Annotated in this window: 17 protein-coding genes; 3 read left to right on the forward strand and 14 right to left on the reverse strand. The window is 56.1% G+C overall.

Going from position 1 to position 19,168, the window contains the following annotated elements; all coding sequences use genetic code 11:
* The first annotated feature begins 10 nt into the window (after positions 1–10).
* From ltaE to IM282_RS12800, 3 genes are all read left to right on the forward strand, one after another.
* Positions 11–1,012 carry a low-specificity L-threonine aldolase gene (ltaE, locus tag IM282_RS12790; protein ID WP_032624552.1) on the forward strand — a complete coding sequence of 334 codons (1,002 nt, stop codon included), beginning with the start codon at positions 11–13 and terminating at the stop codon, positions 1,010–1,012.
* A gap of 10 nt (positions 1,013–1,022) precedes the next feature.
* Positions 1,023–2,459: an SDR family oxidoreductase gene (locus IM282_RS12795; RefSeq protein ID WP_192970459.1), complete on the forward strand. Its 1,437-nt coding sequence runs from the start codon at positions 1,023–1,025 to the stop codon at positions 2,457–2,459.
* Between the two features lie 92 nt (positions 2,460–2,551).
* On the forward strand, positions 2,552–3,565 hold the full coding sequence (locus IM282_RS12800) for an NAD(P)-dependent oxidoreductase (protein ID WP_022647600.1): 1,014 nt from the start codon (positions 2,552–2,554) through the stop codon (positions 3,563–3,565).
* Between the two features lie 144 nt (positions 3,566–3,709).
* Here IM282_RS12800 and IM282_RS12805 read toward each other — a convergent pair whose 3' ends face one another.
* The 14 genes from IM282_RS12805 to gspD all read right to left on the reverse strand — a co-directional run bounded on the left by IM282_RS12805 (position 3,710) and on the right by gspD (position 19,165).
* On the reverse strand, positions 3,710–5,536 hold the full coding sequence (locus IM282_RS12805; protein ID WP_022647599.1) for a chitinase: 1,827 nt from the start codon (positions 5,534–5,536) through the stop codon (positions 3,710–3,712).
* A gap of 134 nt (positions 5,537–5,670) precedes the next feature.
* Positions 5,671–6,111, reverse strand: a complete 441-nt coding sequence (gene iagB, locus IM282_RS12810; RefSeq protein ID WP_023299704.1) for a type III secretion system invasion protein IagB — start codon at positions 6,109–6,111, stop codon at positions 5,671–5,673.
* A gap of 102 nt (positions 6,112–6,213) precedes the next feature.
* Positions 6,214–8,895, reverse strand: a complete 2,682-nt coding sequence (locus IM282_RS12815) for a glycosyl hydrolase family 18 protein (RefSeq protein WP_159115349.1) — start codon at positions 8,893–8,895, stop codon at positions 6,214–6,216.
* A 253-nt stretch (positions 8,896–9,148) separates the two neighbouring features.
* Positions 9,149–9,946: an A24 family peptidase gene (locus tag IM282_RS12820; protein ID WP_155025282.1), complete on the reverse strand. Its 798-nt coding sequence runs from the start codon at positions 9,944–9,946 to the stop codon at positions 9,149–9,151.
* On the reverse strand, positions 9,943–10,428 hold the full coding sequence (gspM, locus tag IM282_RS12825) for a type II secretion system protein GspM (RefSeq protein WP_063150535.1): 486 nt from the start codon (positions 10,426–10,428) through the stop codon (positions 9,943–9,945). The genes IM282_RS12820 and gspM overlap by 4 nt, the downstream gene beginning before the upstream one ends.
* Positions 10,425–11,558 (reverse strand): type II secretion system protein GspL, encoded by a 1,134-nt coding sequence (gspL, locus tag IM282_RS12830; RefSeq protein ID WP_023299701.1) that lies wholly within the window; start codon positions 11,556–11,558, stop codon positions 10,425–10,427. The genes gspM and gspL overlap by 4 nt, the downstream gene beginning before the upstream one ends.
* Positions 11,559–11,573: 15 nt before the next feature.
* On the reverse strand, positions 11,574–12,584 hold the full coding sequence (gene gspK, locus IM282_RS12835) for a type II secretion system minor pseudopilin GspK (protein ID WP_192970460.1): 1,011 nt from the start codon (positions 12,582–12,584) through the stop codon (positions 11,574–11,576).
* On the reverse strand, positions 12,581–13,234 hold the full coding sequence (gene gspJ / locus IM282_RS12840; protein WP_045623355.1) for a type II secretion system minor pseudopilin GspJ: 654 nt from the start codon (positions 13,232–13,234) through the stop codon (positions 12,581–12,583). The genes gspK and gspJ overlap by 4 nt, the downstream gene beginning before the upstream one ends.
* Positions 13,231–13,611, reverse strand: a complete 381-nt coding sequence (gspI, locus tag IM282_RS12845; RefSeq protein WP_192970461.1) for a type II secretion system minor pseudopilin GspI — start codon at positions 13,609–13,611, stop codon at positions 13,231–13,233. Before gspI ends, gspJ begins: the two co-directional genes overlap by 4 nt.
* Positions 13,604–14,089, reverse strand: a complete 486-nt coding sequence (gene gspH, locus IM282_RS12850) for a type II secretion system minor pseudopilin GspH (RefSeq protein ID WP_023299697.1) — start codon at positions 14,087–14,089, stop codon at positions 13,604–13,606. The genes gspI and gspH overlap by 8 nt, the downstream gene beginning before the upstream one ends.
* Positions 14,089–14,538 (reverse strand): type II secretion system major pseudopilin GspG, encoded by a 450-nt coding sequence (gspG, locus tag IM282_RS12855; RefSeq protein ID WP_023299696.1) that lies wholly within the window; start codon positions 14,536–14,538, stop codon positions 14,089–14,091. Before gspG ends, gspH begins: the two co-directional genes overlap by 1 nt.
* A 3-nt stretch (positions 14,539–14,541) precedes the next feature.
* A complete protein-coding gene (gene gspF / locus IM282_RS12860; protein ID WP_032624561.1) occupies positions 14,542–15,750 on the reverse strand; it encodes a type II secretion system inner membrane protein GspF in 1,209 nt (402 codons plus the stop codon).
* Positions 15,750–17,228, reverse strand: coding sequence for a type II secretion system ATPase GspE (gspE, locus tag IM282_RS12865; protein ID WP_192970462.1), 1,479 nt, complete (start codon positions 17,226–17,228; stop codon positions 15,750–15,752). The genes gspF and gspE overlap by 1 nt, the downstream gene beginning before the upstream one ends.
* A gap of 14 nt (positions 17,229–17,242) precedes the next feature.
* On the reverse strand, positions 17,243–19,165 hold the full coding sequence (gspD, locus tag IM282_RS12870) for a type II secretion system secretin GspD (protein WP_023299693.1): 1,923 nt from the start codon (positions 19,163–19,165) through the stop codon (positions 17,243–17,245).
* Between the last annotated feature and the right edge of the window lie 3 nt (positions 19,166–19,168).

Below are 19,168 nucleotides of genomic sequence, written 5' to 3' on the forward strand. Positions count from 1 at the left end.
GGGATGTGAAATGATTGATTTACGTAGTGATACCGTTACCCGTCCGGGCCGCGCCATGCTCGAAGAGATGATGGCCGCCCCGGTCGGGGACGACGTCTACGGCGATGACCCGACGGTCAACGAACTCCAGCGCTATGCGGCCGAGCTGAGCGGTAAAGAGGCTGCCCTGTTCCTGCCCACCGGCACGCAGGCTAACCTGGTGGCGCTGCTGAGCCACTGCGAGCGCGGCGAAGAGTATATCGTCGGCCAGGGGGCGCATAACTACCTGTACGAAGCCGGCGGCGCGGCGGTGCTTGGCAGCATTCAGCCGCAGCCGATCGATGCCGCGCCGGACGGTACGCTGCCGCTGGACAAAGTCGCGGCAAAAATCAAAGCCGACGATATTCACTTCGCCCGCACTAAACTGCTGAGCCTCGAAAACACCCATAACGGTAAAGTCCTGCCGCGCGAATACCTGAAAGCGGCATGGGATTTTACCCGCGAGCGCAAGCTCGGCCTGCACGTTGACGGCGCACGTATCTTCAACGCCGTGGTGGAGTACGGCTGCGAGCTGAAAGAGATCACCCAATATTGCGACTCGTTCACCATTTGCCTCTCTAAAGGGCTGGGTACGCCGGTGGGTTCCCTGCTGGTTGGCAGTGCAGACTACATCAGACGCGCCAACCGCTGGCGTAAAATGACCGGCGGCGGGATGCGTCAGGCGGGTATTCTGGCGGCTGCCGGACTGTACGCCCTGAAAAATAACGTGTCACGCCTGAAAGACGATCACGACAATGCGGCGTGGATGGCAGCGCAGCTGCGTGAAATCGGCGCTGATGTCATGCGTCATGACACCAACATGCTGTTTGTCCGCGTCGGCAATGAGCATGCTGCCGCGCTGGGAGAATTTATGAAAGCCCGAGGCGTGCTGATCAACGCCTCCCCGGTCGTGCGACTGGTGATGCATCTTGACGTTAACCGCGAGCAGTTGACCGAGGTGGTGAAACACTGGCAGGCGTTTTTACAGCGTTAAGGAGCATACCGTGCCGCAACGTATTCTGGTGCTCGGTGCCAGCGGGTATATCGGTCAGCATCTGACCACTGCGTTAAGCCAGCAGGGGCACCAGGTGCTGGCAGTGGCACGCAACACGGAACGCCTGCAAAAGCTACATTTGCCTGGCGTGACGTGTCACAACGTTGACCTTAACTGGCCGAAAGCGCTTCCTGCGCTGCTGGAAGGGGTCGATACGCTTTACTACCTTGTTCACAGCATGGGCGAAGGCGGCGATTTTATCGCCCACGAGCGTCAGGTGGCGATGAACGTACGTGATACGCTGCTGCAAACGCCGGTAAAGCAGGTGATCTTTCTAAGCTCGCTTCAGGCGCCTGAGAACGAGCAGTCAGACCATCTGCGCGCGCGGCAACTGACGGCAGAGACATTGCGAAGCGCCCGTATCCCCGTCACCGAACTGCGGGCAGGGATCATCGTCGGCGCGGGTTCCGCCGCGTTCGAAGTGATGCGCGATATGGTCTACAACCTGCCTGTGCTGACACCGCCGCGCTGGGTACGCTCGCGCACCACGCCCATTGCGCTGGAGAATTTACTCCACTATCTGGTGGCATTGCTGGATCATCCGGCGGCGGCGCATCGTGTGCTGGAGGCGGCTGGCCCGGAAGTGTTGAGCTATCAGGCGCAGTTCGAACATTTTATGCGGGTGAGTGGCCGCCGCCGCTGGCTGGTGCCCGTCCCCTTCCCGACCCGCTGGATTTCGGTGTGGTTTTTGAATGTGATCACCTCCGTGCCGCCGACGACTGCCAAAGCGCTTATACAGGGACTGAAACACGATCTGCTGGCGGACGATCGTGAACTGCGTGCCTTGATCCCTCAGGAATTGATCCCCTTCGACGATGCCGTACGCAATACGCTGAAAGAAGAAGAGAAGCTGGTGAACTCCAGCGACTGGGGCTACGATGCGCAGGCGTTCGCCCGCTGGCGGCCCGAGTACGGCTATTACCCAAAACAGGCGGGCTGTACGGTAAAAACCACTGCCAGCCTCACAGCGCTGTGGGACGTTGTGAACCAGATCGGCGGCAAAGAGCGCTATTTCTTCGGCAATATCCTCTGGCAAACGCGCGGCACGCTGGATCTGCTGGTGGGTCACCGGCTGGCAAAAGGCCGTCCTGCCGCCCCGTATCTGAACGTGGGCGATACGGTCGACAGCTGGAAGGTGATCATCGTTGAGCCGGAAAAACAGCTGGCGCTGCTGTTTGGCATGAAGGCACCGGGGCTGGGGCGGCTCTGCTTCACCCTTAAAGACAAAGGCGATCACCGCGAGCTGGACGTTCGGGCGTGGTGGCACCCGCACGGAATGCCCGGGCTGTTCTACTGGCTGCTGATGATCCCGGCACACCTGTTTATCTTCCGCGGAATGGCGAAAAGGATTGCGCAACTGGCAGAAGAAAAGCGGGAAAGTAATTAAATAAAACCCTTTTTCTTTCACCTTTCCCATTGCAACACATCGTAATTCACGAAAGAATGCGCACGAAATTCTTTTCAACACAGTGGATTGTTATGAAGGTACTGGTTACCGGGGCGACCAGCGGCTTAGGCCGAAATGCGGTCGAATTTCTGCGCAACAAAGGCATCAGCGTGAGGGCCACCGGTCGCAACGAGGCGATGGGCAAGCTCTTGCAAAAAATGGGCGCTGAGTTTGTCCATGCCGACCTGACGGAGCTGGTCTCCTCTCAGGCCAAGGTGATGCTCGCCGGTATCGATACGCTGTGGCACTGCTCCAGTTTTACCTCCCCGTGGGGTACCCAGGAAGCCTTCGATCTCGCCAACGTGCGCGCCACGCGCCGTCTGGGCGAATGGGCCGTCGCCTGGGGCGTGCGTAACTTTATTCATATCTCTTCCCCGTCGCTCTATTTTGATTATCACCATCATCGTGATATTCAGGAAGATTTCCGCCCTGCGCGCTTTGCCTGTGAATTTGCCCGCAGTAAAGCGGCTGGCGAAGAGGTGATCGACCTGCTGGCCCAGTCAAATCCGCACACCCGCTTTACCGTGCTGCGACCACAGAGCCTGTTTGGGCCGCACGACAAAGTCTTTATCCCTCGACTGGCCCAGATGATGCACCATTACGGCAGCGTGCTGTTACCGCGCGGCGGCGATGCGCTGGTAGACATGACCTATTACGAAAATGCCGTTCACGCCATGTGGCTGGCGAGCCAGCCGGAGTGCGATAAGCTGGTGTCGGGCCGCGCCTATAACATTACCAACGGCGAACCATGTACCCTGCGCAGCATTGTGCAAAGGCTGATTGATGAGTTAAAAATCGACTGCCGGATCCGTTCCGTTCCCTACCCGATGCTGGACATGATTGCCCGCAGCATGGAGCGCTTTGGCAGTAAATCGGCGAAAGAGCCTGCGCTGACGCATTACGGTGTGTCGAAGCTCAACTTCGATTTTACGCTGGATATTTCTCGGGCGGAGAACGAGCTGGGGTATAAACCGATTATCTCGCTCGATGAAGGGATCGTGCGTACGGCGGCGTGGTTACGGGATCACGGGAAGTTGCACCGGTAAGCGTTCCAGCCTCATGTAGGCCGGGTAAGCGCAGCGCCACCCGGCAAAAAACAGAGAGTGCGGACTGATGCCCTCACCCCGGCTCTCTCCCACAGGTAGAGGGTGCAAACATTAAAACGGCAACCCGAGGGTTGCCGTTTGCTTTTACAGAGCCGTCCAGGCTTCAGCCCATGCCAGGCCTGCACCCGGCTCATAGTACGTCGGCGCACTGTTACACCAGCCGCTGTACGGGAACGGTTTGCACTGGAACAATTTACCGTGGTTGTTCACGATATCACCGGCGTTGTACTTGCTGTTCGCGCTCCATGCCGGGTAAGACGTATCTTCTCCGGATGGCGTTGCCGCTTTCGCTTTCACGTTGAGCAGGTAAGACGTGGTGCTGCTCAGCTCGCCATCGCTGACGGTCAGGCTCACTTCATACTGCTGCGCCGTTGCAGACTCAGGTGCCTTAAAGGTCACCACCGCTTTATCTTCGCCGGTCACGGTCTGGCCATCCTGAGAACGCCAGGTGTAGGTCAGCTTGTTGCCGTCTGCGTCGGTAGAGCCTTCCGCGCTCAGAGAAACCTGCGCGCCCGCTTCTACGGCACCGATTGGGCCCGCAATCTGCGCAACCGGCGCGTGGTTCACCGCGACAGGTTCAACCGGAGTTTCATCCGGAACTGGCGCTGGCGTTGGGGCCGGCGTAACATCTTCAGAAGGTGTTGGCGTTGGCGTGACCGGGGTTTCGTCCGGCGTCACCGAGGAACCGTCGTCATTCACGATATTCACGTTATAGAACTTCTGCACGCACTTGCTGTAGTCGCCCTCTTTGAACGCGCTGAACGGTGTCTGATAACCCACCAGCTGGCAAGAGTAAGTCTTGCCGTCCGGGGTATCCGCGCTCCATCCCCAGTCCTGTTCCCAGTAAATCTTCAGGGCGCCTGCGCCACCTTCGTCGAACTGCTTCATGTTGGCGCAACCCAACACTTCGTTCGCCGGAACAGGTACTTTCAGGTAGTTCGCAAATTCTTTGTAATACTTGATACGGTTCTGAGACTGCGCAATTTCAGTCGGGCCGCCGCACTCAACGCCACCGTTGATGATCTGGGTTGTTACACCGAAGCCCGGGACCAGGCCGTTGGCTTTATCGTGATCGTTCGGCTGCCATGTACCGTCGATCACCTGCAACATGCTTGGTTTTGGCGGCTGTGGATAGGCGAAGAAGAAGATAGCACTGGCCAGGTTCAGCCAGGTGTCCGCCACCAACTCAGGTTTATCGAGCAGGGTACGCACGTCGCCGTACATCGCTTCAGAGAATGGACCGTAGTTGTAGTTGTAGGACAACTGTTTCGCACCGCGTCCGAAATAGCTCAGGAAATCGCCGTCTTTGTCTTTACCGCAAGGCCAGGTCTGTCCCTGCCAGACGTCCGGGTTACATTCGCCGTTATAGCCGCCCTTCTGCCCTTCGCTCCAGCCCATTTCACGCACGTGGACCAGCGCCTGACGCCATTCGGCTTCCGGACGCCAGCTTTCGTGGCCGCCGGTTTCCTGGGCAAAGTGGGCAAACATGGTCGCCAGCTCTTTGCGGCAGATAGCGTCGCTGTCACGACCGTCGTTGTAGGTCTTACACAGCGCCGGGAATTTACCCACGGCTTTCAGGAAGTTGCTGTAGGTATAAGCCTGTGCACGCAGCGGAAAGAGATATTCCCAGTCGCTGGCTTTCACAATCCCTTCAACGCGTTTGACGTTGTCCGGGTTCGCCGCGCGGCCTGGCTCAATCAGTTCGACCTGCGCGTTGTCCAGGGTCTGAATAGTCTCTTTAACGGAGGCCATCAGCGGGAAGTTAGTGAGCTCATGCTCTTTCTTCGCCAGATCGCTGGCTTTCATGGTGTACGGCTCGCCGGTGGTCGCCTGCAAAGAGGCGGCCTGCGCCATAAAAGGTGCAACGCAAGCACCAGCAACAAGTACACTCAGTAACGTCCTTTTGTTCATTTCAGTTTTCCTGTTCGTTTCAAATTAAATGTTAATATCCCGGCTTAGGTATTATTCCGTTAATACATAAACCACATTCAGCTGTTTTCACTTTTCGAAGAACACCTTCAGGAATTCTTCAAAAATAAAAAACGTTAATCGCGTGCTGCTAATTTTAATTGCTGATATTTAGCCCAGACCTTATGGGCATATTTCATCCGCTGCGGATAATTCTCTTTCTTCAACCCGGCGTTATAAGCGCCTACCGCTTCCCAGTTATAGCCATATACTCTTATCATTCCGGAGAGAATGGAGGCACCCACCATGATGGAGGTACACGGCTCGGTCATTAAGCGATACTCATCGATGCCTCTGCTTTCCAGCGCGGTAAAATGCGAGCTGTTGATTTGCATCAGCCCGACATCCCGCGTGCCATCGCGGTTTTTCCCAACCGCGTACGGATTCATACCGGATTCCACATTCGCTATCGCGTACAGTAAATAAGGGTCGACATGATAATAACGCGCCGCTTTATCCCAACAGTTTGCCAGAGCACCCTGGCTTATTATTAATAACAACAAAATGAGCTTTTTCATTTTTACCTGCTGACTTTATTGGTTATTTCTCCTTAGAAACATCCTGTAAAATGAATTTTTAATTACTCCCCCTCAGAAGGGGGGAGTAATTAATGGGTTAGATTATTTGCAATCTGTTGATGCGCCTTCTTTTACCCATACGTCGCTATTTGCTGGGTTATCACCACGGGTCCACCATTTCGCACGGTAAACGTTACCTTCATAGGTGGTGGTGTCGCCGCCGTTGTAGACCAGGTCAGAACGCCAGTTCATCTTCACGTTACTTACCAGCTCCCACGCGTCCATACCGAAGCCAGGCTGATTGCCCTGAGTCCAGTATTTCGCTTTCCACACGAGGTGGTCGAAGCTTACGGTATCGCCGTTGTTATAGATTTTGCTCGCGTCCCACGCAGCGTATTTGCTGGCGTTGGCATCGACAGGTGCGTCGCAGCTGCCGGTGGTATCATCAGCTGGCGGGGTTACGTCGTCAGCCGGTGGTGTGACGTCATCGGCAGGAGGCGTTACCTCGTCAGCTGGCTTAGGCTCCACCGTCACCTGCACGTCAGACTGCACGCTGGTTTTACCGTCCGTCACAATAACGCTCAGGGTGTAGGAAGAAGTATTGTGCACTTCTGGCGCAGTGATGCGAACGTTGGCCGAATCAGTGCCGGTCGCGTTCATATCAGCCGGTACGCTCCAGCTGTAGGTCAGCGCGTCACCATCAGGATCGGATGCCTGTGCGTGCAGAGAAATTGCTTCACCGGACTGAACGGTAACGGCTTCCATAGCATTGATTACCGGCGCCTGGTTGGCTTTAGGCGCTTTATTCACAACCTGGACGTCAACAGCATTGCTCAGCCCTTTAGCGTCGGTTACGGTCAAACGGAAGACCAGGTTCTGGTCGCTTGTCACAGCCGGAACGCTAAAGCTGGCTTTTGCTTTGGTGCTATTGGCGATGGTCACAGAAGGGCCTGAAACCTGCGTCCATTTATAGGTCAGCGCATCGTCGTCCTGGTCGCTAGAAGCAGAGCCATCCAGGGTCACGGTTGCAGGACCGGTGACATTTTGATCGGCAGCTGAAGCCACTGGCGCATGGTTAGTCTCAACAGGCAGATCCGGGATGGAACTTCCGCCCAGCAGGCTTTCGTTCATGGCGTTCAGGATATCGCCGTTATCAGACTCGATAGACCATGCGAACAGTCCGCCCAGGTTTTTGTTCAGTACGTATTTGCCTTTCGCCATAACGGAACGGGCGTTATCGTACGTCACCAGCTCACCGGTGGACTTGTTGAACACGTACGGCGCTTCAGCCGCTTCGTCATATTTGTATTCCCAGCCCGGTTTGCCCAGCATCTGGTTGACGATTTGACGATAGTCAACGATACCGTTTTCCCATGTCCCTTTAATTGGTCCGGTTGCGGTGCCGGTAAATGGATTATCGCCGGTATAACCATGAACGCCGGTCCAGCCGCGGCCATACATACCTGCGCCTACCACGATCTTGCCTGGCTTAACGCCCTGCTCCAGCATCGCTTTCACCGCGTTATCGGTGGTGTAGTTAGTGTCTGGTTTCCAGGAAGCACCGTACAGGGCGGTCTGGTGGCCCAGATCGGTATTGCTCCAGGCACCGTAGAAGTCGTAGCTCATCAGGAAGATATGGTCGAGGTACTGCTGCGTGGTGTTATAGTCCACGTCTTCGATCTTATCTTTACCGGCACCGATTGCAGTAGTCAGCTCGTAGGTACGACCGGTTTCCGCAGACAGTTCATTCAGCATCTGACGCAGGTCGTGCATCAGCGCGGTGTAGGTGGCTTTATCGGTCTGAGGATTGCCGAGTTTGGCGTTTTCACCGCCGCCGCCCGGGAATTCCCAGTCAATATCCACGCCGTCAAACACTTTCCAGGTGGTCAGGAAGTCTTTTACCGACGCCACGAAACGGTCACGCAGTACTTTGTTATCCATCTGATAAAACGGATCGGACAGGGTCCAGCCACCAATGGATGGCAGAATTTTCAGGTCAGGATGGGCTTTTTTCATCGCCATCAGCTGCCCATAGTTACCTTTGTAGGGATCGTCCCAGTTGCTTACGCCTTTCTGCGGTTTCTGCAACGCAGCCCATGGATCGTGAATGGCCACGGTGTAGTCCTGACGGCCAGCACAGGCGCGTTTCAGGGATTCCAGTGCACCTGAAGATTTGGCGCTGTCATTAATACCGTCACCGCCGCAAATTGGAATAAAGCCGTACAGCAGGTGGTTAATGTTCGCGACCGGGATCTTATCCGCAGAGAAGTTTCGATCGTAAACGCCCCACTCAGGGAAATAGGCACCGACGACTTTATCGGTATGCTGAGCGAAAGCTTTGTTATTTTCCAGCAGCGGCGTATTCAGCGGCAGCAAATGACTTCCGTCGGTATCCGCCACGATAATCAGTTTGCTTGCGCTTTTGGTACAGCCGCTGTCGTTACACAGTTCGACCTGTTCCTGATAGCGGCCCCCTTTTTTGACTTTGAAGGTCGCAGAACCCGCCGCGCTGCCCGCGCCGGTCCAGACGGTCTTGCCGTCCAGCAGCACTTTTGCAGACGTTGGGGCGTCACCGCTCCAGACGTTCCATTCCACTTTTACATCAACACCCTCTTTATGCACTTTGATGAGGTTGTTGTAATCCTGTGCCGCCTGATCCACTTCTACCAGCGCAAATTTATCATTGCCCGATGTAATAGAAGGCGTACCCGGCGCAGCTGCAAATGCGGAGCTGGTGGCCGCCGCAATAAAGAGCGCCAGATATTTTGGTTTCATAAATTTCATTTTTATTTCCTGATAAATTTATTTATAACGTAATAACCCATGCCTTCCGTGAGATCATGGATGCGTTTCGCGTAATGCGTATTTAACCAACGTGAGTGCCGTGAACAAAAAATTGTTGCTGCGCTGTATTCCTCCATAAAAAGATACAAGCCAAATCCCGTGTAGCTTATATCTCCTACGATACACCGAGCGTAAAGAGTCGTCCTTCTCTCCCAGCATCAAAAAGATTTATAAAAAACCTTGACCAGTATATTTAAAATGTGAAAGCAAACTGCTGACTAATAAACACCACGATTCCAGAAAAGGCGAGATAAGGACCAAAAGAAATAGTGAGGTTATTTTTATTTAAATTATTGACGGCGAAATAACCGACAATACCGCTTAACGCTGCCGCCAGTTCAATGGAGGGTAATGCCTGCCAGCCGCACCAGGCGCCCAGCGCCGCCAGTAGCTTAAAATCCCCGTAACCCAGCCCTTCTCGTCCGGCGATCAGACGAAAAGCCCAGTAGAGCAGCCAGAGCGACAGATAGCCCGCCACCGCGCCAAACAGCGCATCGCGTAGCGGCAATGTGTGGTCAATAGCATGGAGCACTAACCCCGCCCACAGCAGCGGCTGGGTCAGGCAGTCCGGCAACAACTGATGCTGCCAGTCGATCATGGCCAGCGGCAGTAAAAAAGCCGCCAGTAACCACAAAGAGAACAGCGCCTGAACGTCCGGCATGCACCAGGCCGTGATGCCAAAAAACAGCGCGGAGAACAGTTCCACCAAAAAGAGTCGCAGCGGGATCGCGCTGCCGCACTGGTGGCAGCGCCCCCGTAATAACAGCCAACTGAGCAGCGGGATATTTTCCCATGCAGCAAGCGTGTGCTGACACACCGGGCAGTGCGAGGCAGGAAAGAGCAGATTGCCGCTCCCCTCCTCATCCATCACCATTCCCGGTACGCGCTCGGCAACAACGCCGAGAAAACTGCCCATCATCCCGCCCAGGATAGCACTCATCATCGGGAAACCGAGCGGACAGGCCTCCCGCATCAGCGTAAAGGTATTCATGCGCTTTTTGACCAGGTAAGCTGCACCTGTGCTTTCACATCGCTGAGGTGGTCAACCGGCGTGAGGTTTATTTTTTGCAATGTCACGCCGGAGGTCTGATTAATTTCACGCAGCCAGCTTTTTAATTCATATACATTTACCCGATTCACCACGAACGATAAAGTTTGCCCCTCCTGGCGCACATCCGTCAGTGAAAGATTAATTTCATGAGCGCTGTTCTCGACCACCGTACGCGGATTATTCGTTTTAACTAACTGGACCTGAAGATGATTTTTATCAATTTCACTGCGCATCCAGTTAAGCGTCTCTTTTTGTCTTTTAAGCGTCGATTTACTATTTTGGATCATATTATCCAGGGGAATTACTCCTGTGTAATACACCGCAGCCGCCACAATGGCAACGGCACATATTTTTAAAATGATTTTTTCCCGGGCGCTGTAATTCTGATAGCGTGATTTCAGCTGCGCGATTCGCTCTTTCATTTATGTTTCCCTGCGATCATGGCGGTATACGGTTCGGTTGTTGAAACAGGTTGTAAGGTAAAATCAAAATTCTCACTGGTCTGGTTCACAAACGCCTGCAACGCGGGCTGGCTTTGCGCGCTTACGCTCAGCGTCAGGGTGTTTTGCTGCGCATCGTATTCCAGCAGATCGATCTCCATCGCAGGGACTGACTGCCGGGCTTTCTCCAGCTCCTCAAGCTGAAGAAAGAACCCCTTGCTCTGTTTTTTCAGGCTTTGCCCAAAGTGATATTTGATATTGGTCTGCTGGCGCATGCTGGGGAAATGGTGCTGATAAACCTGAACGATCTCCTGCTGAACCCGATTTTCCTGCTGCACCAGCATCCAGGCCATCGCAATGCGCGGCCCCAGCAGCAGACCAACGGACAGCAGGCCCGCCGCTATCATCGCTGCTTTCATGCTTTTTGCGGCCTGGCCATGACCGGCCTTAAGGCTGAATTCACCGTGAAGCAGATTCACACGACAGGTTTTCCACTGCGGCTGGATCAGCACCAGCGGATGCTGCCAGGCATGCTGTACGTCAACGTGAACGTCCGCAGGCGCGTCGCCGTAGCAACACACTTCCCCGTCTCCGGCTTTCTGCATCAACAGCGGCAGCAGGGTTCCCTCCATTTCACCCGCCACGTGGGGAGATAAACGCAGCCAGTAGCCTTTATCCTGTGCGACCAGCGTGCTGCCCCCTGCCGCCACGGGCAGCAGCCAGGCATCAGGCAGGGCCTGAATCACGTTTAATCCGGCCTCGTGACAGCGGGTCAATGCCGCACGCAGGCGGTCGGCGTCAATGGCAACGGCGTCGACGTCAGCGCCTTTTTTGTAGAGCACCGTCCAGTGGAGGTTGTCCACGTCGCCAATCAGCGTCTCTTCCGCCATCCACGAGAAGGCCATCGCCTGAGAAGCAACCTTTTTCGGCAGCGTGAAATGGCGGAAAATCATGTCGCTGGCGGGCAGCAGGAGACAAACGCGTGTAGCCAGCGGGTGTTCGGCCAGCATCTCCAGGCTGTCGAGCACCTCGACGCGCTCGCTGCCGGACTCACAGCACATTATTTTCCCGCCCTCGCGGCTGTCGGGGCGAACAAAAAGTACCTGTTTCATAACGTTCTACTTTTCTTATTCAATCATTCGGTAACGACGCTGCCACGTCACGATCTCACCGGCTTCGTTATTCATCTTAAGCTGGCTGACCACGCGAAGCGTTAATTCATCGGTATTGCCGCTGTAATTCACGCGGAAGTACCGGCTGTTTATAGAAAATTGATCTGCCACCTGCGGGAGATCGTCTTTTAACTGCGGGAAGGTCTGCTCCAGCGCTTTGCTGAACGCGTCCATATTTTCCCAGCCCGATTCCGGACGTGTATCCAGCAGACGAACCGCGTCATCCTGCGTGAATTTTCCCGGAAACATGGCCGCCAGCACAGCGGCCTGTTCCGGTTGCAGGGTGTTAACGTCCACCTTGCTGGCGGCGTCCGGCAGCGCGCATAACAGCTTGCTCACCTTCGGATATGCCGTAACCGGGAACGCTGGCAGCAGTTTGATCTCCGCGATGCTGCGCATCATCTGGTTTGCCGGTTGCCGGGCGGGCACGACGCCAGCCCACGCATCGCTTTCGGCACCCTCTTTCGCCGTGGTGCTGTCACCATCGAGATAATCCACCAGCTGGAAATAGACCGCCTCCGCCGTGCCCGGACTGAGCCCGCTTTCCGTCAGGAGTTGTTCAACAATCCGCTCTTTACGCGGTTTTTCCGCCACCGCGGGAGCGCTTTGCCCCTGGGGCGCGACGTCGGCGGTCAACAGGTTATTGACGTTAAAGCAGTCCTGAGCGTCTTCCACCTGGCTCACGACCGTGTAGTCTTCTCCCTGCGTCTCCAGCGGCTGATGCCAGTCGCCGTCCAGCGCCAGCGGCTTGCTCTCGCCGCTGGCATCGGTCTGTAACCTGTCCTTCACCACTTTTTCCTGGGCCTGCATCGCCCAGCGCAGCTGCTGCTGGCTTATCTGATAATGCGTTTTCTGCAAATTACGGCAGAACTGCTGGCTGATTTTGGCGGCCAGCGCCGACATCATCACCAGCAAAATCAGCACCACCAGCAGGGCGACGCCCTTTTGTTGACGGATTCGGTTCATGGTCTGGTCTCCGGCGAAGGCGCAGGGGCTGCGTCCGGAGTCGTCGCAGGCGCGTCGGCGGCTTTCTCTGGGGCCGCGGCAGCGGCCACCTCCGGCATATCCCCCGGCGTGGTGAACACCCAGCGCCAGGTATCCCCGTTTTCCATCGTCAACGTAACCTCCACGCCGTCCGGCAGATGGGCGGCGTCGTGCCAGGCTGTCTGCCAGCCCTGACGATAAAACCGCCACTGCAATGCTTTTACGCCGCTGACAATCGGCACTTCGTCAGGCTTAACGTCCACCGGGCCATCAATGACCGGCCAGACGTCGCGGTACAAACGCCCCTCTTCCAGCCGCCAGCGCACGCGCTCCAGCTGGACCGTTCCGCTCACGCCATTCAGGGTGGTCAGTTCAAGGGCATCGCCCTCCTGACGGAACCGCTCTGGCTCATTACGCGGCGCTCGCGCCTGTAGCTGGAAAAAGTCGCGCTCCATCAGACTCCAGCCGCGCTGAAGCTGGTTGAGCTTAGCGGCGCTGGCATCGGTGGCCGAGCTGGTACGCATCGCGCCGTCCAGAATTTGCCAGGCCAGGGTGCTGATTACCGCGAAAATAGTCAGCGCAATCATGATCTCCAGCAGGGTAAATCCGCGCTGGCGTCGCGTTTTCTTCACTTGCTCTCTCCCGGCGGAATGATGTGCAGGGAAATAACCGGCTGGCTCTCATCGCCTTCCGCATAGACGCGAATGGAGTTCGCCCAGCCGTTGTCGGCGGCTTTCACCCGCTGCTTACGCCAGTTCCAGCTGCGCCCGCCCATGATTTCCGTCCCCTGCTGCTCAGCATCCGGGAAGTCGGTTTTGGTGAGCTGCGCTTCCGCCAGCTGATTTTCCGCCACCCAACTGGCCTGCAAGGTATCGGCCAGGCCATGGGTAAAACGCACGTTCAGGGAGACCGAGTTCATTAGCGCCAGCGCGGAGGTGGAGAAAATCACCAGCGCGACCATCACCTCCAGCAGCGTCATCCCCTTTTGCTTTGTGTTGTCGTTAGCCATCGTTTTCTACCGATACCGGCGCCGCACCCTGCGACACCACGCGGAAATGGTGCTGTTTGTCGTAACTTTGCAGCGTCAGCGTAAAGCGGCTGATTTCACCGTCCGGTAAAAAGATCACCTGTGGCTCGGACGCCACCGTCGCGGCCAGGCGCTGCGGCGAGAGCGACACGTGCATCTCTTCCGGAAAATCACCTTTGGTGGTAATACGTCCGGCAGATAATGGCACCCAGTGACGCTCGCCATTTTTATCCGCGATCGTCACCAGCTGATATTTATCGGTGGCGATCACCAGCCCGACAATATTTCCGTCCATCACTGCACGGTCTGAACCATAATCAACGAGCGCTTTTAATTGCTGGCCAAATATATCCGCGCCGCTGCGCGAAGGAATGGTGGACACCACCATCATGGCGCAGCTGGCAAATATCACCAGCGCCAGAATAATTTCCAGCAACGTAAAGCCGCGTTGATTTTTCATTACTTCTCGTTCTTATCCAGAGACCAGTTGGTAATGTCATCGGCAGTATTCGCTTCGCCGTCCGGACCCGCAGAGAAAATGTCCACCGCACCGTGTTCACCTGGGCTGACCAGAATATAATCGCTGCCCCATGGATCCTGCGGCAGGCGGCGAATATAGCCATCCGCGCGATAGCCGTTCGGGATTGGTGCGATTTCCGGCTTCGTCACCAGCGCCTGCAAACCCTGCTCTGTGGTCGGGTAGCGGTGGTTGTCCAGCTTATACATATCCAGCGAGCCTTCGAGCGCGACAATATCGCTGGTCGCCTTTTGCGTATCCGCTTTTTCTTTATTACCCATTAAGTTTGGCACTACCATACTCGCCAGAACGCCAAGAATAACAATCACCACCATTAATTCGAGCAATGTGAAGCCCGCCTGGCGAGCCAGGTTTTTACGTTTTAGAGCCATGATTTAACCTACCATATTATTAAGTTGCAGAAGCGGTTGTAATATTGAAAGAACGATGAATAAAACAATCGTCGCCATGGATACCACCAGCGCCGGTTCAAATACCGACAGCGTTAATGTAATTCGATGCTGTAATGCCGATTCCTGATTTTCTGCCGCGCGATCCATTAAATTACCTAATTCCCCGCTCTCTTCACCGGAGGCAATCATATACAGCATGGTTGGCGGGAATAATTTCGCCTGTTCCAGCGCCGCATACAGCGACGCCCCCTGACGTACGGTATCGGCGGCCTGCTCAAGCACCTGACGGGCATAGAGATTTTCAATACCGTCCATCGCGATATACATTCCCTCCAGCAGCGGCACGCTGCTGGCCTGCAAAATGCTCAGGGTACGGATATAGCGGGCGCTGTTGATGGCGCACACCAGCTTTTTAATCGGCGAGCCGTTCACCAGCCAGCTGTGCCAGCGAAAACGGTTTTTCACGTTTCGCACCCAGGTTTTGAAGCCGACGAACGCCCCCGCCAGGCTGCCGACAATATAGATACCCCAGGCTTGCAGGAAATCACTTACCGCAATCAGCGTCCGGGTGGTGATCGGCAGTTGCTGTTTCATGTGGGTAAACTGCTCAATCACCTGCGGCACCACCGCCACCAGCAGAATGCCGATCACCGCGATAGCGACCACGGTGAGGGTAATCGGGTAGACCATCGCCTGCGTCAGCTTGCTTTTCATCTTCTGGCGCTGTTCGTTGTACTCCGCCAGCTTCTCCAGCACGTCGCCCAGATGGCCGGTCTTCTCACCGGCCATCACCAGCGTGCAGTAGAGTTTGTCGAAGGTGCGTGGAAACTGGCTAAAGGCGTCGAACAGCGTATGCCCCTCGACCACCTTCTCGCGGATCTCCATCACCATCGCCGCCAGCTTTTTATCTTCCGTCTGCTTAGAGATCGCCTTCAGCGCACTTTCCAGCGGCAGCGCGGCGTTCACCAGCGTCGAAAGCTGACGGGTAAACATCGACAGCACCGGGGTAGAGAGCTTTGCCCCGGTTTTCGCTTTCCCGCCTGTCGCCGTTTCGCGGGTTTCGGTGATGCTCACGGGCATCAGCTTTTGCTCGCGAAGCCACTGGCGAACCTGCTTTTGCCCCTCGGCCTGTAACGTCCCGCGCTGGGTTTTTCCCGCGGCACTCGTCGCCGTCCAGGCGTAGAAGGCCATTACGCATCCCCCCCACGCTCGGCGGTGACGCGCATGACTTCTTCCAGAGACGTCACGCCGCAGATCACCTTCAGCAGCCCGTTTTCACGCAGGCTGTAGGCCTGCTTAAAGAGCTGCGTTTCTATGGACATTTCGTCCTTATCTTCATGGATGGCGCGGCGCATGGTACTGTCCACCACCAGAAACTCATGAATACCGGCGCGGCCCTGATAGCCGCTCTGACGGCAGTGTTCACACCCCACCGCGCGATAAATCGCTTTTGGTGGCGCGTCCATAAAGCTGAACAACGCTTTTTCATTGGCATCCAGCGGACTGGTGGTCCGGCAGTGCGTACACAGCCGACGCACCAGACGCTGGGCAATGACACCGAGCAGCGATGAACCGATTAAAAACGACTCCAGCCCCATATCCCGCAGACGGGTTATCGCCCCTGCGGCACTGTTGGTGTGCAGCGTCGACATCACCAGGTGACCGGTCAGCGACGCCTGCACCGCGATCTGGGCGGTTTCACCGTCGCGAATTTCCCCGATCATCACCACGTCCGGGTCCTGACGCAGAATCGCGCGCAGCCCGCGGGCAAAGGTCATGTCCACGCGCGGGTTAACCTGCGTCTGCCCCACGCCTTCCAGCTCGTATTCGATCGGGTCTTCCACGGTCAGAATGTTGCGCTCGTGACCGTTCAGCGCCGAAAGAATGGCGTACAGCGTGGTACTTTTACCGGAACCCGTCGGGCCGGTAACGAGGATGATCCCATGCGGGCGGTCAATCAGCCCTTTCAGCTTCTCCAGCTCTTCATCAATCAGCCCAAGCTTGTTGATGTCGGGCTTGAGATTGCTTTTATCGAGCAGGCGCATGACCACGCGCTCGCCGTACTGGGACGGAATGGTCGACACACGCACATCGATGGACTTGCGGCCGATGCGCAGGGAGATACGTCCATCCTGGGGGAGACGTTTCTCGGCGATGTCGAGTTTCGACATCACCTTAATACGCGACACCAGCAGCGGCGCGAGCTTACGCGCCGGTTGCAACACCGGGCGCAGCACGCCGTCAACACGAAAGCGGATGCTCAGCGTGCGCTCGAAGGTTTCGATATGAATATCCGACGCGCCGTCCTTCACCGCCTCGCCGAGAATGGCGTTGATCAGGCGGATCACCGGTGAGTTTTCGTCGTTATCGAGCAGATCTTCGTTATCCGGGATCTCCTCGGTTAAGGCCATCAGATCGATATCCGCGTCCATGTCGTCCACCAGTTGCTGCGACACGCCGCTGCTCTGCTGCCAGATTTTGGCCAGCATCTCGTCAAACGCTTCCGGCGTCACAGTGACGGGGATGAAAGCACGGCCCAGCACCCGGCGCACCTCCAGCAGAGCATGCGCAGGAGTGTCGTCCCGGATATAGACATCATTGTTGTAAAACAGAACGCCGTTATCTTTTGCGTAGTTGCTGCTACTCAGTGTTTTACTCAGTTCGTCCACGTTACCCCTCCGCGCTATTCTTTAAACGGATTGCGCGTGGCGCTGGTTTTCACCGGTGCGGCGCCAGTGCTTGCAGAGGGAAACGCGGGCAGGACGGCGTTGTCAGTCGGCTCAACAATACCGAGCTTTTTCTCCTCCACTCGCTGCATCTGGCGCACCCGGATCTGGTCATATTTCTCTTTCGAGGCCGCGCTGTAGTTGTCGTCGTCACGCAGGACGGTGGTATGAATAAACACCATCAGGTTGCGTTTGGAAGTATCCTGCGAGGTGTAGCGGAACAGCTGACCGACCAGCGGGATATCGCCGAGCAGGGGCACTTTGGACACGGACTGTTTGGTCACATTTTCCATCAGACCGCCGAGCACCACCGTCTGACCACTGTGGACCATCACTTCGTTATTAATCGTGCGCGTGTTGAAGGTTGGGCCGAGGCTGGAGTCTTCCGTCGCGCTGTTGTCGACACTCGACACTTCCTGCTCAATCTTCAGATGGATCATGTCGCCATCGTTAATCTGCGGCACAATCTTCAGCTTGGTCCCTACGGTTTTACGCTCAACCGAGTTAAAGACGTTGTCGCCGCTGGTGGTTTGCGAACCGGAAAGCACCGGCACATCCTGACCGACGTTGAACGACGCTTCTTTGTTATCCAGCGTGACCACGCTTGGCGTGGAGAGGATGTCATTTTTGCCGTCAGTGGAAAGCGCGGTCACCAGCGCACCGAAGTCACCGTTAAAGAAGCCGGTCGCAAGGCCAGTGAAACTTGCCCCTTTCATGGTGCCATTTTTAATCTGGCTGATTGGCAGGCCGGTGGAGCCAAACTGCACCCCGCCGTGCTTGCTGGTCCACTGCACGCCAAGATCCAGGCCGTTACCGTCCTGCACTTCGGCAATGATCGCTTCCACCAGCACCTGCGGACGGCGAATATCCAGCTTGTCGATCACTTTCTCGAGGGAGTTCATCACGTTAGGCTGTGCGGTGATCACCAGGGAGTTGGTTGACTCGTCGGCGGTAATATTCAGATCGGTTGAGGCGCTCGCGGATTTCGCTTTGGCCGCACCCGGCTTGTCTTTCAGCTGCTCACCAATCCCGGTGAGAACCGGCACCACTTTGGTGGCGCTGGCATACTTGAGGTAGAAGACGCGGGTATTGCCCTCGTTATTCTGCTCACGATCCAGCTGATGAATAAGGGAACGGGTGCGCGCCCGCGCATCTTCCGCGCCGCTGATCACCAGGCTGTTGGTTTCGTCATCCGCGACGACTTTAGTCGCCAGCTGCGGCGCGTTCTGCCCTTTCTGTTCTTCATTGTTGAGGTTATTCAACATCTCCGAGAGTTCTTTGGCGGACGCAAAGCGCAGCGGGATGATTTCGCGACGCTGGATGCCGTCTTTATCGACGCGCTGCACCAGATCCACCAGCCGGTTCACCACCGAGGCTTTACCGGTTAACAGCAGGACGTTGGACGGCTCAAAGTGGACCACGTTCCCGATACCGGTGGCATCGTTGAGCTGACGCAGCAGCGGGGCCAGCTCACGAACAGGCACGTTTTCCATGCGCACCACGCGGGTGATGATCTCGTCACCTTTGCCCGGATTTTTGCTGTCTGCCAGCGGCGCACCGGCGGTACGCGCCACGCTTGAGCGCACCACTTTGACCATGCCGTTGTCCATCGGGATCACCGACAGGCCGTAGAGATCCAGCACGCTCAGAAAGAATTGATAGTACTCATCTTCCGTCAGCACGTTGTAGGTTCGGACCGAGACGGTTCCCTGGACGGACGGATCGACCAGAATGGTTTTATTGAGATTGCGGCCTACCGTATCGATAAACTCGCGAATATCAGTATTTTTAAAACTCGCGCTAAAGTTAGCTGCAAGCAGCGAACTGGAATATAACGACAATGCGGTCAGCGCCACGCACGCCCAGGGAATTTTTTTCATGTC

This window comes from Enterobacter cloacae complex sp. P29RS, from assembly GCF_014893445.1.
GTDB classification, from domain to species: Bacteria; Pseudomonadota; Gammaproteobacteria; order Enterobacterales; family Enterobacteriaceae; genus Enterobacter; species Enterobacter intestinihominis.

What these genes read in the sequence shown, in the direction of transcription:
- gspF (WP_032624561.1), bottom strand. Translation starts at nt 15,750, where the DNA reads ATGGCCTTCTACGCCTGGACGGCGACGAGTGCCGCGGGAAAAACCCAG.
- gspM (WP_063150535.1), bottom strand. Translation starts at nt 10,428, where the DNA reads ATGAAAGAGCGAATCGCGCAGCTGAAATCACGCTATCAGAATTACAGC.
- IM282_RS12805 (WP_022647599.1), bottom strand. Translation starts at nt 5,536, where the DNA reads ATGAACAAAAGGACGTTACTGAGTGTACTTGTTGCTGGTGCTTGCGTT.
- gspG (WP_023299696.1), bottom strand. Translation starts at nt 14,538, where the DNA reads ATGGCTCTAAAACGTAAAAACCTGGCTCGCCAGGCGGGCTTCACATTG.
- IM282_RS12800 (WP_022647600.1), top strand. Translation starts at nt 2,552, where the DNA reads ATGAAGGTACTGGTTACCGGGGCGACCAGCGGCTTAGGCCGAAATGCG.
- gspL (WP_023299701.1), bottom strand. Translation starts at nt 11,558, where the DNA reads ATGAAACAGGTACTTTTTGTTCGCCCCGACAGCCGCGAGGGCGGGAAA.
- gspD (WP_023299693.1), bottom strand. Translation starts at nt 19,165, where the DNA reads ATGAAAAAAATTCCCTGGGCGTGCGTGGCGCTGACCGCATTGTCGTTA.
- gspI (WP_192970461.1), bottom strand. Translation starts at nt 13,611, where the DNA reads ATGGCTAACGACAACACAAAGCAAAAGGGGATGACGCTGCTGGAGGTG.
- iagB (WP_023299704.1), bottom strand. Translation starts at nt 6,111, where the DNA reads ATGAAAAAGCTCATTTTGTTGTTATTAATAATAAGCCAGGGTGCTCTG.
- IM282_RS12820 (WP_155025282.1), bottom strand. Translation starts at nt 9,946, where the DNA reads ATGAATACCTTTACGCTGATGCGGGAGGCCTGTCCGCTCGGTTTCCCG.
- IM282_RS12815 (WP_159115349.1), bottom strand. Translation starts at nt 8,895, where the DNA reads ATGAAATTTATGAAACCAAAATATCTGGCGCTCTTTATTGCGGCGGCC.
- gspK (WP_192970460.1), bottom strand. Translation starts at nt 12,584, where the DNA reads ATGAACCGAATCCGTCAACAAAAGGGCGTCGCCCTGCTGGTGGTGCTG.
- ltaE (WP_032624552.1), top strand. Translation starts at nt 11, where the DNA reads ATGATTGATTTACGTAGTGATACCGTTACCCGTCCGGGCCGCGCCATG.
- gspH (WP_023299697.1), bottom strand. Translation starts at nt 14,089, where the DNA reads ATGAAAAATCAACGCGGCTTTACGTTGCTGGAAATTATTCTGGCGCTG.